Annotated in this window: 14 protein-coding genes; 5 read left to right on the forward strand and 9 right to left on the reverse strand. The window is 66.5% G+C overall.

Annotated features, from left to right (window positions below; genetic code table 11):
* Positions 1–75 precede the first annotated feature (75 nt).
* The 5 genes from L1965_RS12770 (at position 76) to L1965_RS12790 (ending at position 4781) form a co-directional block, all read left to right on the forward strand.
* The gene (locus L1965_RS12770) at positions 76–240 is read left to right on the forward strand and encodes a hypothetical protein (RefSeq protein ID WP_235756833.1); all 165 of its coding nucleotides are present in this window, start codon (positions 76–78) and stop codon (positions 238–240) included.
* Positions 240–1421: a vWA domain-containing protein gene (locus L1965_RS12775; RefSeq protein WP_235756834.1), complete on the forward strand. Its 1182-nt coding sequence runs from the start codon at positions 240–242 to the stop codon at positions 1419–1421. Before L1965_RS12770 ends, L1965_RS12775 begins: the two co-directional genes overlap by 1 nt.
* 84 nt (positions 1422–1505) lie before the next feature.
* Entirely contained in the window at positions 1506–2192 is a 687-nt protein-coding gene (locus L1965_RS12780; RefSeq protein WP_235756835.1) for a M48 family metallopeptidase, read from the forward strand.
* A gap of 55 nt (positions 2193–2247) precedes the next feature.
* Positions 2248–3441 (forward strand): hypothetical protein, encoded by a 1194-nt coding sequence (locus tag L1965_RS12785; RefSeq protein WP_235756836.1) that lies wholly within the window; start codon positions 2248–2250, stop codon positions 3439–3441.
* On the forward strand, positions 3438–4781 hold the full coding sequence (locus tag L1965_RS12790; protein WP_235756837.1) for a cytochrome P450: 1344 nt from the start codon (positions 3438–3440) through the stop codon (positions 4779–4781). The genes L1965_RS12785 and L1965_RS12790 overlap by 4 nt, the downstream gene beginning before the upstream one ends.
* A gap of 91 nt (positions 4782–4872) precedes the next feature.
* Here the strand turns inward: L1965_RS12790 and L1965_RS12795 are convergent, their stop codons facing one another.
* The 9 genes from L1965_RS12795 to L1965_RS12835 all read right to left on the reverse strand — a co-directional run bounded on the left by L1965_RS12795 (position 4873) and on the right by L1965_RS12835 (position 15110).
* Entirely contained in the window at positions 4873–5973 is a 1101-nt protein-coding gene (locus tag L1965_RS12795; RefSeq protein WP_241865529.1) for an ABC transporter ATP-binding protein, read from the reverse strand.
* A 17-nt stretch (positions 5974–5990) separates the two neighbouring features.
* Positions 5991–6812 carry an ABC transporter permease gene (locus L1965_RS12800; protein WP_235756839.1) on the reverse strand — a complete coding sequence of 274 codons (822 nt, stop codon included), beginning with the start codon at positions 6810–6812 and terminating at the stop codon, positions 5991–5993.
* On the reverse strand, positions 6809–7681 hold the full coding sequence (locus L1965_RS12805) for an ABC transporter permease (RefSeq protein ID WP_235756840.1): 873 nt from the start codon (positions 7679–7681) through the stop codon (positions 6809–6811). The genes L1965_RS12800 and L1965_RS12805 overlap by 4 nt, the downstream gene beginning before the upstream one ends.
* Positions 7682–7786: 105 nt before the next feature.
* Positions 7787–8557: a squalene/phytoene synthase family protein gene (locus tag L1965_RS12810; RefSeq protein WP_235756841.1), complete on the reverse strand. Its 771-nt coding sequence runs from the start codon at positions 8555–8557 to the stop codon at positions 7787–7789.
* Entirely contained in the window at positions 8554–9936 is a 1383-nt protein-coding gene (cysS, locus tag L1965_RS12815) for a cysteine--tRNA ligase (RefSeq protein WP_235756842.1), read from the reverse strand. The genes L1965_RS12810 and cysS overlap by 4 nt, the downstream gene beginning before the upstream one ends.
* Positions 9937–9966: 30 nt before the next feature.
* Positions 9967–11190 (reverse strand): glycosyltransferase, encoded by a 1224-nt coding sequence (locus L1965_RS12820; protein ID WP_235756843.1) that lies wholly within the window; start codon positions 11188–11190, stop codon positions 9967–9969.
* Positions 11187–12917, reverse strand: a complete 1731-nt coding sequence (locus L1965_RS12825) for an ABC transporter ATP-binding protein (RefSeq protein WP_235756844.1) — start codon at positions 12915–12917, stop codon at positions 11187–11189. Before L1965_RS12825 ends, L1965_RS12820 begins: the two co-directional genes overlap by 4 nt.
* Positions 12918–12927: 10 nt before the next feature.
* A complete protein-coding gene (locus L1965_RS12830; RefSeq protein WP_235756845.1) occupies positions 12928–14031 on the reverse strand; it encodes an ABC transporter permease in 1104 nt (367 codons plus the stop codon).
* Positions 14031–15110 (reverse strand): microcin C ABC transporter permease YejB, encoded by a 1080-nt coding sequence (locus L1965_RS12835; protein ID WP_235756846.1) that lies wholly within the window; start codon positions 15108–15110, stop codon positions 14031–14033. Before L1965_RS12835 ends, L1965_RS12830 begins: the two co-directional genes overlap by 1 nt.
* Positions 15111–15212 lie beyond the last annotated feature (102 nt).

Consider the following 15212-nt stretch of genomic DNA (forward strand, 5'->3'; position numbering starts at 1 on the left):
GGACGAATCGTCATCCGGTTGCACGGGCTGTTTCCACCGTCTATCTGCGAGGAGAAAAGATCAACCGAGGACGCCATGATCGTTATCGCAGCCCTAGTCATCGGGGCCATTCTGGGCTGGCGCCGCGCCACACAACTGGGTGGCAATTCGCGTGACCGCCTGCAATACGCCGCAGCCTTTGCCATGGGGCTGGGCGTGATCGCGCTGTTTCTGACCGTGCTGATCGAACGGATGGCGTGATGTTCATCCCCTTCCTCGACGCGCTGCGGCGGCAAGGGGTCCCTGTCTCGTTGCGCGAATGGCTGGACCTGATGGCCGGGATGCAGGCCGGCATCGCCGGCTGGTCGGTGGACGGGTTCTACCACGTCGCGCGGCTGGTGCTGGTCAAGGACGAGCGCCATCTCGACCGCTTTGACCGGGCGTTTTCGGAAAGCTTCGCGGGGCTGGAGCAGATCCCGGTCGAGGCGCTGGTCCACGAACAGGCGATCCCCAGGGAATGGCTTGAGAAGCTTGCCGAAAAACTGCTGACCGACGCCGAGAAGGCCGACGTCAAAGCTGCCGGAAGCTTCGAGTCTCTGATGAAGGCGCTGCGCGAAAGGCTGGCCGAGCAGCAGGGCCGGCACCAGGGTGGAAACAAGTGGATCGGCACCGCCGGCACGTCGCCCTTCGGGGCCTATGGCTACAATCCCGAGGGCGTCCGGATCGGCCAGGATGAAAGCCGGCACCGACGCGCCGTGAAGGTCTGGGACAAGCGCGAGTTCCGGGATTTCGATGACAAGGTCGAGCTGGGGACCCGCAACATCAAGGTGGCGCTGAAAAGGCTGCGGCAATGGGCGCGCCATGGCGCCGCCGAAGAGCTGGACCTGCCGGCAACGATCCGTGCGACCGCCGATCACGGCTATATCGACGTGCAGACCCGCCCCGAGCGCCGCAACGCCGTCAAGATCCTGCTGTTCCTGGATGTCGGCGGCTCGATGGACGAGCATGCAAGGCTTGTGGACGAGCTGTTCTCGGCCGCCCGGGCCGAGTTCAAGCACATGCAGCACTTCTATTTCCACAACTGCCTCTACGAAGGCGTGTGGACCGACAACCGCCGCCGATGGGACGAACAGACGCCGACCTGGGACCTGCTGCACCGCTATGGCCGCGACTACAAATGCATCTTCGTCGGCGATGCCTCGATGTCGCCCTACGAGATCGCCATGCCGGGCGGCGCGAATGAGCACTGGAACACCGAACCCGGCGAGGTGTGGCTGCGTCGGGCCTGCGAGACATGGCCCGACCACGTCTGGCTGAACCCGGTGCCGCAGCAGCATTGGCGCTACACGCAGTCCATCGCCATGATCGGGCAGGTCTTCGAGCGCCGGATGGTCCCGCTGACCCTGGCGGGGCTGACCGAGGCGATGCGCCTGCTGGGATGAAAAGGACGGCGGGCCGGTCTTGCCCGCACCGATCCCTGCCTTTCGACGATTGATCCCGGCCCCGTGCCGCCCCACATATGATCCATGCTCAAGCTGACCCCGATCCTGCTGCTCATCGCATACATGGCCGTCATGTGGTTCTTTTCCGCATGGCGGCTGAAACAGGAACTGAACCAGAAATCGACGCCGCTGAAACATCCGCGCCTGTCTCCGATGCTGAAGCGGCTGGGCGATGCGATGGACCTGCCCCCGGTCTCGGCCCACATCTACGAGATCGAACCGGTCAACGGGCTTGCCGCGCCCGACGGCCGCATCTTCCTGACGCGCGGCTTCATCCGCAAGCTGGATGCCTGCGAGGTGACGCCAGAGGAACTGGCCAGCGTCGTCGCCCACGAGCTGGGCCATGTCGCGCATGGACATGCGCGCCGCCGGATGATCGACTTTGCCGGGCAGAACGCGATCCGCCTGGCGCTGGCGGGGATCCTCGGCCGGTTCCTCCCCGGCATCGGGGCATGGATCGCGACCATGGTCGCCAGCGCCGTCGCCGCGCGTCTGTCGCGACAGGACGAATTCGAGGCCGACCGTTTCGCCAGCGCGCTGATGATTCGGGCGGGACTGGGCACCGAACCTCAGAAGTCGCTGTTCCGCAAGCTGGACAGGCTTGCCGGGGGGCGGGTCGCCGGCGCACCCGTCTGGCTGTTGTCGCATCCCCCGACCGACCGCCGCATCGCCGCGATCGAGGCGCAGGAGAAACGCTGGTCCAACCGCTGACGGGTTGCCGCAGGGCCGATTTGGCCTATGGTGCGGCACGTCAGTGAGGCTTTCGATGACGCGCCCATTCCGCCGCCGCATTCTCTACATTCCCGGCTTCGATCCCATCCCGCCCCGCCGCTACCGCGAGCTGTATCGTCGCGAATCCGCGCACCAGGCCGGCATTTCAGGCTATCGGATCGCGATGGCACCGCGCCAGCACGGCCCCGGCTTTGGCTGGCGCAGCCGGGGGGAGTTTCCCGAAGGCGCGGCCGAAAACCGCTTCGAGGTGCTGGTCTGGGACGATCTGGTGCAGACATCCATGCAGGCCGGCATCATCGGCACCTATGGCCAGCTTTTCACGACGGCATGGGTCTATCTCGGCTCGGGCGCGCTGTTCGGGCTGATGCGATTGCGGCGCGGTCCGGTGCTGGCCGCGCTGTATCCGATCGCCGTGCTGCTGGCGCAGGCGCTGGTGGCGTTGCTGGCCGGCGGGCTGGCGGGTTGGGCGGCGGCGCGGCTTGCCGGTTGGTGGCTTGGCCTGCCGGTCGCGGTCGCGCTGGTGGTGGTCGTCCTGATCGTGTTCCGCCGGCTGGATAACCGCATCTTCGCCTATTACCTGATGCATGACTATGCCTTCACGGCCCGCCATCGCGGTGCCTATCCCGCGGTGCTGGAGGAACGGCTGGCCGAGTTTTCTGGCCGACTGGCAACGGCGTTGGGCGAGGATGTCGACGAGGTGCTGGTCGTCGGCCATTCCTCGGGCGCCTATCTGGCCGTGTCGCTGCTGGCCGATGCGCTTCGCGGTGGCAGGACAGCCGGACCCGGACCGGCGCTGTCGCTTCTGACACTCGGACATGTGGTGCCGATGGCCTCGTTCCTGCCGCGCGCCGACCGGCTGCGCGCGGATCTGGCCTGCCTGTCCGAACGCCCCGACATCTTCTGGCTGGACGTGACCGCGCCGGGCGATGCCTGCTGCTTCGGGCTGTGCGATCCGGTCGCGGTGACCGGGGTCGCCGGACCCGATCAGCGATGGCCTCTGGTCATCTCGGCCGCGTTCACGCGAACGCTGTCACACGCGCAGCAGAAAAAGCTGAAATGGCGATGGTTCCGGCTGCATTTCCAGTATCTCTGCGCCTTCGAGCGGCCGGGTGACTACGACTATTTCGCGATCACCGGCGGGCCGCTGACGCTGGCGCGGCGCTTTGCCGGCCGCGCGCCCTCGCCCGGCCGCATCACCCGGCCGGTCGGCCCCGGATCACCGCGATGATGCCGCCAAAACCGGCCAGCAACGAGGCGCGCGGATCGGTCCTGCGCTTTGCACGCGGGTTCCGGCGCGATCTGCTGTCGGCCCTGCCCGCGCGCCTCTACCGTGCCTGGATGGCCGAATTCCGCAGCACGCTGATCCACAGCTTCCTGTGCAACGACCCGGCGTTGCTGCGGCTGATCCTTCAGGACCGGCCCGGCGATTTTCCGAAATCGCAGCGGCTGCGCGAAGGGCTGGCGCCGCTTCTGGGCAATTCCGTCTTTGTCACCAACGGCGCGGAATGGGCGCAGCAGCGCCGCATCATCGACCCCGCCTTCGAGGGCGGTCGCCTGCGCGAGATGTTTCCCGCAATCTGGTGTGCGACCGAGGCCGCCGTGGCCCGCCTGAAACCAGGCGAGATGGACATCGAGCCCGCGACCAGCCACGCCGCCGCCGACGTGATCTTCCGCGCGCTGTTCTCGGTGCCGATCGAGGACCGCATCGCCAGCCGCGTCTTCACGGCCTTTCGCGCCCATCAGGACGCCCAGCCGATCGTCAACCTCGCCGCCCTGCTGCCGCTGCCGCGCTGGCTGCCGCGCCGGCATTCGCGCAGGACCCGCGAAACCGCCGCCGAAATTCGCGGTCTGATCGGGGATCTGGTCGCGCAGCGGAAGGACGCGATCGAGGCCGGCACCGCGCCCGACGACCTGGCGACCAAGATCATGACGACGGCCGATCCGCAGACCGGAAAGCGGTTCGACGCGACCGAGATGGTCGATCAGGTCGCGATCTTCTTTCTGGCCGGGCACGAGACAAGCGCCTCGGCGCTGGCCTGGGCGCTGTGGCTGCTGGCAGGCAATCCCGACTGGCAGCAGCGGGTGGCGGCCGAGGGCGCCGGGATGACCGCCGATTTCGGTGCCGTGGCGGGCCTGCGCGCCAGTCGCGCCGTCTTCCGCGAGGCGCTGCGGCTGTATCCGCCGGTGCCGATGATGGTGCGCGAGACGACCCGCCCCGAGACCTTGCGCGGCCGTGCGGCGCCGCGCGGCGCGCAGCTGATCCTGTCGCCGTGGCATCTGCACCGCCATGAACGGCTGTGGGAACGGCCCGACGAGTTCGATCCCGCCCGATGGAACAACCCCGAGGGCAAGGCCAGCGCGCGCGCGGCCTTCATCCCCTTCTCGGCCGGTCCGCGCGTCTGTCCCGGCGCAGGTTTCGCGATGATCGAGGGGGTGCTGATGCTGGCACGGATCACGGCGGCGTTCCGCCTGGCACCGGGCCGCGTGCCGCCAGTGCCGGTCGCGCGGCTGACGGTGCGCGGTCGCGAGGGCATCCTGATCCGCTTGCAGCCACGCGACGCGCCATGACGCCCTGCGCCTCGCGCCACAGGATGACGCCCCGCCATTGCCGCATTCCCCGGGTCTCGCGGGACAGGGCGCGGCCCCTTGCCGAAGACGCCTAGCGGAACAGCACCAGCGAACCGGGCGACCAGGCCAGCTGCGTGCGGGTGCCGACATCCTGGACATCGCGGCCAAAGACATTCCGCATCGAGATCCGGACCGTCCGCGGCCGGCCATCCAGCCGCGCCGAACCATCAAGCCGGAGGTCGTAATAGGTCATGTCGCCGTAATAGACGACCTCGTCGATCGTGGCGCCGGTTTCGCGCGTCTGATAGTGGATCTGGCCCGGCCCCATGAGGGTCATCGTCTCGGGACGAAACCCCACCATCACGCCCTCGTCCTCCGGATTGGCGCGGCTGATCTGGGCACGGGGCAGTTCGACCTCACCCAGTCCCGCCACCTCGACCCGCGCGCCTTCGTCCGTCTCGGCAAGGATGCGCGCCGGCAGGAAATTCATCACGCCGATGAAATCCGCGACCCGGCGGTTGGCCGGGCGGGCGTAAAGCGCCTCGGGGCCGTCCAGCTGCGCGATCTCGCCCTCGAACATGACGGCGATGCGGTCGGACATGACCAGGGCTTCTTCCTGGTCATGGGTGACCAGCACGAAGGTGATCCCGATCTGCCGCTGAAGCTTGATCAACTCGACCTGCATCTGTTCGCGCATCTTGCGGTCCAGCGCCGACAAGGGCTCGTCGAGCAGCAGCACCTTGGGCTTGAGGATCAGGGCGCGCGCCAGCGCCACGCGCTGACGCTGTCCGCCCGACAGTTCGTGTGCCGCGCGGCCGCCATAGCCGCTCAGCCCGACCATCTTCAGCACGTCCTCGACCAGCGCCGTCTTTTCGGCCTTGCCGCGCGGATCGCGTCGCAGCCCGAAGGCCACATTCTGCGCGACGGTCAGATGCGGAAAGATCGCATAGGACTGGAACACCATGTTGGTCGGCCGCTTGTTGGCCGGCACGTCCTCCATGTGCTTGCCGTCGATCAGCACGGCCCCGGACGAGATGCCCTCGAAGCCCGCGATGGTCCGCAGCAGCGTGGTCTTGCCGCAACCCGACGGACCCAGCAGCGAAAAGAACTCGCCCTCGCGAATGGCCAGATCGATCCCGCGCAGCGCGTGATAATCGCCGTAGTATTTCTGCACGGCCTGACATTCGATCATCGGCCTATGGTCGTCGCTCACTGGAAGCCTCCGGAATCCTTGCCGCTGATCCGGGCGATGCCGCGGCGGCGGAAATACTCGCCGATCGCCAGAAGGACGATCGACAGCACCACCAGCACCGTCCCAAGCGCCATGATCATCGGGATCTGCTTGGGAAAGCGCAGCTGGCTGAAGATGTATGTGGGCAGGGTCGGCTCGTTCCCTGCCAGGAAGAACGCGATGATGAACTCGTCCAGGCTGATCGTGAACGAGATCAGCAGACTGCTGATGATGCCCGGCATGACCAGCGGCAGCGTGACCAGCCGGAACGCGCCCCATCGCGTCTCGCCCAGATCGTATGCGGCCTCCTCCAGCGACTTGTCGAGGCTGGAAAACGCGGTCGACAGGATCGCAATGGCGTAGGGCATGCAGATCAGCGTGTGCCCCGCGATCACCGTCAGGATCGAAAGCTGCAGCCCCGCGCCCAGCAGCACGACCAGCAGGGACATGGCGACGATGATCTCGGGCAGCACCATCGGCACCATGATCAGCCCCATGATGCCGCCCTTGAACGGGAATTCGAACCGGGTCGTGGCCCGCGCCGCAAAGATCCCCAGGCACGTCGCCAGGATCGAGGCCGAGACGGCGATCGTCAGCGAGTTGCCAAGCGCGCGGCGCAACGTCGAATTGGTCGACATCTGCGCGAACCAGTCCGTCGTGAAGCCTTGCAGCGGAAAGGCGATGATCGTCCCGGAATTGAACGCGAAGACCGGCAGCAGCGCGATCGGCGCATAAAGGAACAGCAGATACAGGATGGCATAGATCCGCAGCCCGCTGCCTTCGAAGCTTCGCTGGCTCATTGGCGCATCCTCAGGAAGCGCCGGTTCAGAAACAGGAACACGACGCTGACAAGCGCGACGGTCAGCATTGCGGTGACGGCAAGCGCAGACCCCAGAGGGCGGTTGTCCAGCGCCAGCATCTGCACCTGGATCAGGTTCGCGATCATCGGGATCTTGCCGCCGCCGATCAGTTCCGGCGTCACATAGTCACCGATCGTCGGAATGAACACGATCAACGTGGCCGCGATGACCCCCGGCATTGCCAGCGGCAGGGTGACCCGCCAGAACGTCATCGCGCGGCTTTCGCCCAGATCCCGACCCGCTTCCAGCAGCGAGCGGTCGATCTTTTCCAGCGCCACGAAGATCGGCAGGATGGCAAAGGGCGCGTAGGCGTGGGCCAGCGTCAGCACGATCGAGTTGACGTTGTAGAGGATGAAGGTCAGCGGCTCGTCGATGATCCCCAGACCGGTCAGCGTCGAGTTGATCACGCCGTTATAGCCCAGAATGACCTTCCACAGGAAAACCCGGATCAGGTAGCTGGTCCAGAACGGGATGGTGATCAGGAACAGCCACATCGACTTGCGTTCCGGCCGCACCATGAAGCTGACATAATAGGCGATCGGAAAGGCCAGCAAGACCGTCACCAGCGTCACCATCGCCGCGACGATCAGCGAGCGCAGCATGATCGTCCGCACGATCGGATCGGTCAGGACCTGCGCATAGTTGCCCCAGGTGAATTCGGCGATCACCTCCAGATAGCCATCCTTCAGGAAGCTGTAGGTCAGGATCGTCAGCAGCGGGGCGGCAAGCACCGCCAGCGCATAGAGAAGCGGCGGGGCAATCAAGGTAAGCCCCTTTTTCGCCTCTGCGTCCAATCCGTGTCTGGCCATGGCTGCGTCCCTGCTGGCCCCCGTGTCGGCGGGGCTCTTTGAACAATTCCTTCCACAAGGCCGCGGTGATGGAAAGAGGATTTGTCGCCGGGCGTTCCTCCGACGCTATCGCCACCAGCGCCCGGTCAGCGCCAGACGCGCCAGCGAGGCGCGGCGCTGAAAGGGCGAAATCTCGGGCGTTGCCGCGAAGCAGTCGATATGGCCACGCCCGATTTCTCTCAGAAAGCGCGGAACGCGCGGACCGGGATAAAGCGCCGCTGCCGCCGATCCGGGCAGGGCACGATGACCGCGTGCGGCCCGGCGCAACGATTCCAGTGCGATGACCGACAGCCGCCGGATATCCTCGGGGCGCGCGCCGTTGAGGCCAAGCCCAAGCGGCTGCAGCCTCGGCAAGGCCCGCAGCCAGGCGGCCAACCCGGCCCCCAGCGCGTGATCGGCGACCACGCCGCGCGCTGACATGGGCGCCCCAAGCCGGTGCGCCGCCCGCCACATCAGCGCGCCGGCGGTGGCATCGACATAGGCCACGACCGCCTCGGGACCGGCAAGCGGCTCGCGCGCGCAATCGCGCCGTCTTGCCTCGGCCAGCGCCGCCAGATCGCCGGCGCCATCGGCCCAGGCATCCCACAGCGGCGTCAGCACGTCATGCAGCGGAGGCTCGGTGCCGCGCCCCATCTCGGCCAGACGGTCGATCCACCATTGCAACCGCATCTCGGCCAGCATCGGTTCGGCCGATTGCAACGGCGCGCGCGCGATCTCGAGGTTCAGCACATACAGCGTGACAAGCGCGGGCCGATCCGCGGGCGGCGCAACCAGCACCGCGCCGAAGCGGTCCGGGTCCTGCTGACGCAAGACCTCGGTGCAGGCCTCAAGGGTCACGCGCGGACCATGCGGGCCAGCCTGGCCAGCCGCGCCGCGTCGAAGCCGGGCGTCAGCGCCCATTCCACGCCACCGGCCGTGTCCATGACATCGACCCCCGCCGCCTTGAAGCCGTCGCGAATGGCATCGGCGCGACCGAAATCACGCATCTTCCGGGCCTCCGAGCGCGCCGCCAGCAAGGCCTCGATCATGGCTTTTGCGGCGTCGCCCGCCTCGGCCCAGGCACCCATCTCGGGCATCAGCAACCCCAGCATCTGCGCCGAGGCGACGAACAGCGGCCGGTCGTCCTGCCCGGCAAGTTCGTGCAACGCCGCAATCGCGCCCGCGGTGTTCAGGTCGTCCGCAAGCGCCTCGACCACCGAGGGCGCGGGGCTTGCGGCGGGTTCGATGCCCGCCGCAAGCCCACGCCACCGCCGAAGCACCGCTTCGGCCTCGGCGGCCTTCGTCTCGGTCCAGTCCATCGGCTTGCGGTAATGGGTGGACAGCATCACGAAGCGGATCACCTCGCCCGGCACGCCCTTGTCCAGAAGGTCGCGGACGGTGAAGAAATTGCCAAGCGACTTGGACATCTTCCTGCCCTCGACCTGCAGCATCTCGTTATGCAGCCAGACCTGCGCGAAACCGGCGCCCGGATGGGCGCAGCAGCTTTGCGCGACCTCGTTCTCGTGATGGGGAAACTGCAGGTCGATGCCGCCGCCATGAATGTCGAAGCTGGGCCCCAGCAGCGCCGCCGACATGGCCGAGCATTCGATATGCCAGCCCGGCCGCCCCCGGCTCCAGGGGCTGCCCCAGCCCGGCTGGTTCTCATCCGAGGGCTTCCACAGCACGAAATCCATCGGATCGCGCTTGAACGGCGCCACCTCGACCCGCGCGCCCGCGATCATGTCATCGACCGAACGGCCTGACAGCCTGCCATATTCGGGAAAGGACCGCACGTCGAACAGCACGTGACCTTCGGCCACATAGGCGTGGCGCCGGGCGATCAGCGCCTCGATCATCGCGATCATCTGGGTGATGTAGTCGGTCGCGCGCGGTTCGTGGTCCGGTCGTGCCGCCCCCAGCGCGTCCATGTCGTCGTGATACCAGCCGACGGTTTCCTCGGTGATCTCGCGGATGCTGCGTCCGGTGGCGGCGGCGCGGTCGTTGATCTTGTCGTCGACATCGGTGATGTTGCGCACATAGGTGACGTGGTTGGCGCCATAGACGTGGCGCAGCAGCCGCACCAGCACGTCGAAGACCAGCACCGGTCGCGCATTGCCCAGATGGGCGCGATCATAGACGGTCGGCCCGCACAGATACAGGCGCACATTGCGCGGATCCAGCGGCGAGAAGACATCCTTCTTGCGCGTGCGGGTGTTCGTCAGCCGGATCTGCACCATTTGCCTGCCTCATCTGTAAGCTGGCAGGGTCTAGCGCATCCCGCAGGCGCTTTCCACCCATTCGATCTGGCGCGGCAGGCTGTGGCGGTGCAGGTCATAGCCGTCGAGGATGGTCTGGCGCGCCGCCTGCCGCAGCCGGGGCGCATCCGGATCGCCCGCAAGCCCGCGGATCAGCGCCGCCTCCAGCGCCGGGATGTCGAAGAAGGGCACCAGCCTGCCGTTCTGCCCGTCGCGGATCAGCTCGCGCACCGGCGCGGTGTCCGACGCGACGACATAGCCGCCCGCCGCCATCGCCTCGGTCAGCGACCAGGACAGCACGAAAGGATAGGTCAGATAGCAATGGACCCGGGCAAGCTGGATCAGCGACAGGTAATCCGCATAGCGCAGCCGGCCGACGAAATGGACCCGGTCCAGGTCCAGCCGCGTGCCCAGCTCGGCCAGCAGGATGTCCTTCCAGCTGCGTCCGTCCCTGGGCGCGCTGCCATAGCTGACGCCGTCGCCGCCGACCAGCACGACCTGCGCGTCAGGCCGCGCCTTCAGCACCTGCGGCAGCGCGCGCATGAGGACGTGGAAGCCGCGATAAGGCTCAAGCGACCGCGACACATAGCTCAGCACCTCGTCGCCGGACTGCAATTTGCGCCCGTCGGCCAGTTCCAGCCAGGCGTCGGGAGAGGGCTGCACGCGGGCGACATCGATGCCGTCATGGATCACGGTGATCTTGCTGCGCAGCTCGGTCGGGAAGCTGTCGGCCTGATACCGGGTCGGCGCGATGGCGGCATCGGCCTGCACGATGCCCTGGATCAGATGCGCCGAGCGCGCCACCGTCATGAACCGGCTTTCATCACTGTCGGGATGCATCTCGGGATCGAAGCCGACATCGTGGCCGCGCGTGCGATACATCAGCTCGGCATAGACCAGCAGCTTCGCGTCGGGCCAGATCTCGTTCAGGAACAGCGTCTCGCCCCATCCGGTATGGCCGATGATGACGTCGGGGGTGAATCCGTGGCGGTCGCGCAACGCCCGCGCCCCGCGCGCCGCCAACAGGCCGCGCTCGGCGAAATCGGAATAGCTGCGGCCCAGCACGCCGTTGGTGCTGACCGGCTCGGGCGCCTTGTAGCGCAAGGTCTTGACCGGGCTGGGCCGTTCGTTCTTTTCGTCGGTCAGGGCCAGCACCGCGTGGCCGCGCCTTGCCAGCGCGGCGGCCAGATGCGGGAACTGGCCGGGAAAGTTCTGATGGACGAAGAGGATCTTCATGCGCGTTCCGGAAATGCGGCCTTCAGCAGGCTTCTGGTGTATTCGGTTTGTGGATGATCGAATATCTCGGCCGCGCCGCCCTGTTCGATCACCTCTCCGGCGCGCATCACCATGATCTGATGAGACATCGCCCGCACCACCCGCAGGTCGTGGCTGATGAACAGGAAGGCCAGCCCGTATTTCTGTTGCAGTCCGCGCAGCAACTGGACGATCTGGACCTGCACGGTCATGTCCAGCGCCGATGTCGGCTCGTCCAGCACCACGACCTTGGGACGCAGGATCATCGCGCGGGCAATGGCGATGCGCTGGCGCTGGCCGCCGCTGAATTCGTGCGGGTAGCGGTGCATCGTCTCGGGGTCCAGGCCGACCTCGACCATGATCGCGGCAACCAGTTTCCGCCGGTCGCCGGCCTTGTCGATGCCGTGCACGCCCAGCCCCTCGGCGATGATCTGCTCGACGGTCATGCGGGGCGAGAGGCTGCCGAACGGGTCCTGGAACACGATCTGCATGTCGCGGCGCAGGCGGCGCAGCTGCTTGCCGCCCCAGGCCGCGATATCCTGTCCCATGTACAGGATCGGTCCCTGGCTTTCGATCAGCCGCATGATCGCCAGCGCCAGCGTGGTCTTGCCCGAGCCGGATTCGCCCACGATCCCAAGGGTCTCGCCCGCACGCACCGTCAGCGTGGCGCCATTGACGGCCTTCACATGGCCCACGGTCCTGCGCATCAGGCCGCGCTGGATCGGGAACCAGACCCTCAGGTCGCGTGTCTCGACCATGGTTTCGGCGCCCTCGGGCACCGGGTCGGCCACGCCACGCGGCTCGGCCGCCAGCAGCTTCCTGGTATAATCGTGCCGGGGATCGGCGAAGATCGCCTCGACCGGTCCCTGTTCGACGATCGCGCCGTCCTTCATCACGCAGACCCGGTCGGCGATGCGCCGCACGATGCCCAGATCGTGGCTGATGAACAGCATCGAAAGATTCTCGGCCTCTTTCAGCTCGGCCAGCAATTCCAGGATCTGCGCCTGGATGGTCACGTCCAGCGCGGTCGTGGGCTCATCCGCGATCAGCAGGTCGGGACCATTGGCCAGCGCCATCGCGATCATCACCCGCTGGCGCTGTCCCCCCGACAGCTGGTGCGGGTAATCGGCCAGACGGCTTTCGGGCTCTCGGATGCCGACGCGGGTCAGCAGTTCGATGATCCGTGTGCGCGCCCTGGCGCCGGTCAGTCCCTGATGCAGCGCCAGACTTTCGGACAATTGCTTCTCAAGCGTATGCAACGGGTTCAGAGAGGTCATCGGCTCCTGGAAGATGAAGCTGATATCGTTGCCGCGAATGTCGCGCAGCACCCGGTCGGGCGCGCCGACCAGTTCGCGGCCCTCGTATTGCACCGATCCTTCCACCACCGCGGAATCGCCCAGCAGCCGCACGGTGGACAAGGCCGTGACCGATTTGCCGCTGCCGGATTCGCCCACCAGCGCGACCGTCTCGCCGCGGCCGATCTGGAACGTGACACCGCGGACCGCCGGAACCAGCAGGCCTTCCTGTCGAAAGCTGATGGTGAGGTCACGCACCGCCAGCACCGCGTCCGACGCCGGCGCGGGGATGGCGCGATCCGAATCATCGCCCTCGATCCGGTCGGACGCGCCCCTGTCCTCTGCCACCGCCGCCGCGCTGGCGAAGCCGGGGCGCGAGGGGTTCAGTTCGGCCTCGTCGTCGCGTGCGCTCATCTGCCCAAGCTCATTTGAAGGTCTTCCGGGGGTCGAAGGCATCGCGCACGCCTTCGAAGACGAAGACCAGAAGCGACAGCATGATGGCGAAGGTGAAGAAGGCGGTGAAGGCCAGCCATGGCGCCTGGAGGTTCTGCTTGGCCTGCAAGGCCAGTTCCCCCAGCGAGGGCGCCGAGGCCGGCAACCCGTAGCCCAGGTAATCCAGCGCCGCCAGCCCGCTGATCGTGCCGGTCACCACGAAGGGCAGCATGGTCAGCGTGGCGACCATCGCGTTGGGCAGGATATGCCGGAACATGATCGTGCGGTCGCCCACGCCAAGGGCGCGCGCGGCGCGGACATATTCGAAGTTGCGGGCCCGCAGGAACTCGGCCCGGACGACGCCGACCAGCGCCGGCCAGCCGAACAGGACGGTCACGAAGACCAGAAGCCAGAAACTTCGCCCCAGGATCGCAAACAGGATGATGATGACGTAAAGCCCCGGCGTGGAAGCCCATATCTCCAGCAGCCGCTGGAAGATCAGGTCGGTCCTGCCGCCGAAATAGCCCTGGATCGCACCGGCCGCGACGCCGATGGTCGAGGCGATGACGGTCACGATCAGGGTGAACAGGATCGAGATGCGGAATCCGTAGATCACCCGCGCCAGAACGTCGCGGGCGGTGTCGTCGGTCCCCAGCCAATGCGTGCCGTCCGGGGCGCTGGGGGCGGTGCCGACATTGTTGATGGTCTTGAAGTGGAAGGGGATCGGCGGCCAGATCATCCAGCCCTGTTCGTCCTCGGGCACGTCGCTGCTGCCGGACCTGACCGCCGCGATCAGGCTGTCGGGTTCGTCCCAGCAGGCCTCGCGCCCGCCGGTGACGATCAGGCATTGCACGGCCTCGTCGCGATAGATCGCCTCGGTGCCGAAATCGCCGCCGAACGCGGTTTCGGGATAGAAGTTGTAGGCCGGCCAGTAAAGCTCGCCCCGGAAGCTGACGACGATCGGCTTGTCGTTCGCCACGATCTCGGCCAGCATCGCCACGACGAACAGGATCGAGAAGATCACCAGAGACCAGAAGGCCCGGCCATTGCGGCGGAAGCTGCGCCAGCGGCGCCTGTTCAGTTCCGAAAGCGCCATCAGCCGGCCCTCGCCTCGAAGTCGATGCGCGGATCGACGAAGACATACATCAGGTCCGACAGGATTCCGACGATCAGGCTCATCAGGCCAAAGACGTAAAGCGTGCCGAAGATCACCGGATAGTCGCGCTGCACGGCAGCCTCGAAGCCAAGCCGGCCAAGCCCGTCCAGCGAGAAGATCGTCTCGATCAGGATCGAGGCGCCGAAGAACACGCCCAGGAACATCGCCGGAAAGCCCGCGATCACGATCAGCATGGCATTGCGGAACACATGGCCGTAAAGCACCCGTCGCTCGGTCAGGCCCTTGGCGCGGGCGGTGATGACATATTGCTTGTTGATCTCGTCGAGGAAGCTGTTCTTGGTCAGCAGCGTCAGCGTCGCAAAGCTGGAAATCGTCGAGGCGACGACCGGAAGCGTCGCGTGCCAGAGATAGTCCTTGATCTTGCCCCAGGTGGACAGATCCGCGAAATTGTCGCTGGTCAGGCCGCGCAGAGGAAAGATCTTCCAGAAGCTGCCGCCCGCGAACAGCACCATCAGCAGCACCGCGAACAGGAACGCCGGGATCGCATAGCCCATGATGATGACGCCCGACGACCAGGTGTCGAACCGCGTGCCGTCCCGGACCGCCTTGCGGATGCCAAGCGGGATCGAGATGATATAGGCGAGAAGCGTGGACCACAGTCCCAGGGTGATCGATACCGGCATCTTCTCGACCACCAGGTCGATGACGCTGATCGAGCGGAACCAGCTGGTCCCGAAATCGAAGCGCAGATAGTTCCACAACATCGAGAAGAAGCGCTCGACCGGCGGCTTGTCGAAGCCGAATTCCTTTTCAAGCTGCGCGATGAATTCCGGCGGCAGGCCGCGTGCGCCCTCGTACTGGCCCTCGGTCACGCCGGTATCGCCGCCGCTGCCGCCTCCCGAGATGTTGCGGAACACGTCGCCCTCGCCCTGGATCTGCGCCGCGATCTGTTCGATCGGGCCGCCCGGCACGAATTGCGTCAGCGTGAAGTTGACCAGCATGATGCCGACCAGCGTGGGGATGATCAGCAGCAATCGCCGCAGGATATAGGCTCCCATCCGCCTGCCCTTCTGCCCGCCCCTCGGGACCATACGGGCCTTGCCGGCCCTGTTCGGTTGTCACGCCTTGTCGGCAATCCCGGCAAGGAAATCAAGCGCCGG

It is taken from the genome of Paracoccus salsus, from assembly GCF_021556615.1.
GTDB lineage: Bacteria > Pseudomonadota > Alphaproteobacteria > Rhodobacterales > Rhodobacteraceae > Paracoccus > Paracoccus salsus.

Bases quoted from the DNA above. Each gene is read 5' to 3' on its own strand.
- L1965_RS12800 (WP_235756839.1), bottom strand. From the start codon at position 6,812: ATGAGCCAGCGAAGCTTCGAAGGCAGCGGGCTGCGGATCTATGCCATC.
- L1965_RS12805 (WP_235756840.1), bottom strand. From the start codon at position 7,681: ATGGCCAGACACGGATTGGACGCAGAGGCGAAAAAGGGGCTTACCTTG.
- L1965_RS12780 (WP_235756835.1), top strand. From the start codon at position 1,506: ATGCTCAAGCTGACCCCGATCCTGCTGCTCATCGCATACATGGCCGTC.
- L1965_RS12835 (WP_235756846.1), bottom strand. From the start codon at position 15,110: ATGGGAGCCTATATCCTGCGGCGATTGCTGCTGATCATCCCCACGCTG.
- L1965_RS12820 (WP_235756843.1), bottom strand. From the start codon at position 11,190: ATGAAGATCCTCTTCGTCCATCAGAACTTTCCCGGCCAGTTCCCGCAT.
- L1965_RS12790 (WP_235756837.1), top strand. From the start codon at position 3,438: ATGATGCCGCCAAAACCGGCCAGCAACGAGGCGCGCGGATCGGTCCTG.
- cysS (WP_235756842.1), bottom strand. From the start codon at position 9,936: ATGGTGCAGATCCGGCTGACGAACACCCGCACGCGCAAGAAGGATGTC.
- L1965_RS12775 (WP_235756834.1), top strand. From the start codon at position 240: ATGTTCATCCCCTTCCTCGACGCGCTGCGGCGGCAAGGGGTCCCTGTC.
- L1965_RS12770 (WP_235756833.1), top strand. From the start codon at position 76: ATGATCGTTATCGCAGCCCTAGTCATCGGGGCCATTCTGGGCTGGCGC.
- L1965_RS12830 (WP_235756845.1), bottom strand. From the start codon at position 14,031: ATGGCGCTTTCGGAACTGAACAGGCGCCGCTGGCGCAGCTTCCGCCGC.
- L1965_RS12785 (WP_235756836.1), top strand. From the start codon at position 2,248: ATGACGCGCCCATTCCGCCGCCGCATTCTCTACATTCCCGGCTTCGAT.
- L1965_RS12795 (WP_241865529.1), bottom strand. From the start codon at position 5,973: ATGATCGAATGTCAGGCCGTGCAGAAATACTACGGCGATTATCACGCG.
- L1965_RS12825 (WP_235756844.1), bottom strand. From the start codon at position 12,917: ATGAGCGCACGCGACGACGAGGCCGAACTGAACCCCTCGCGCCCCGGC.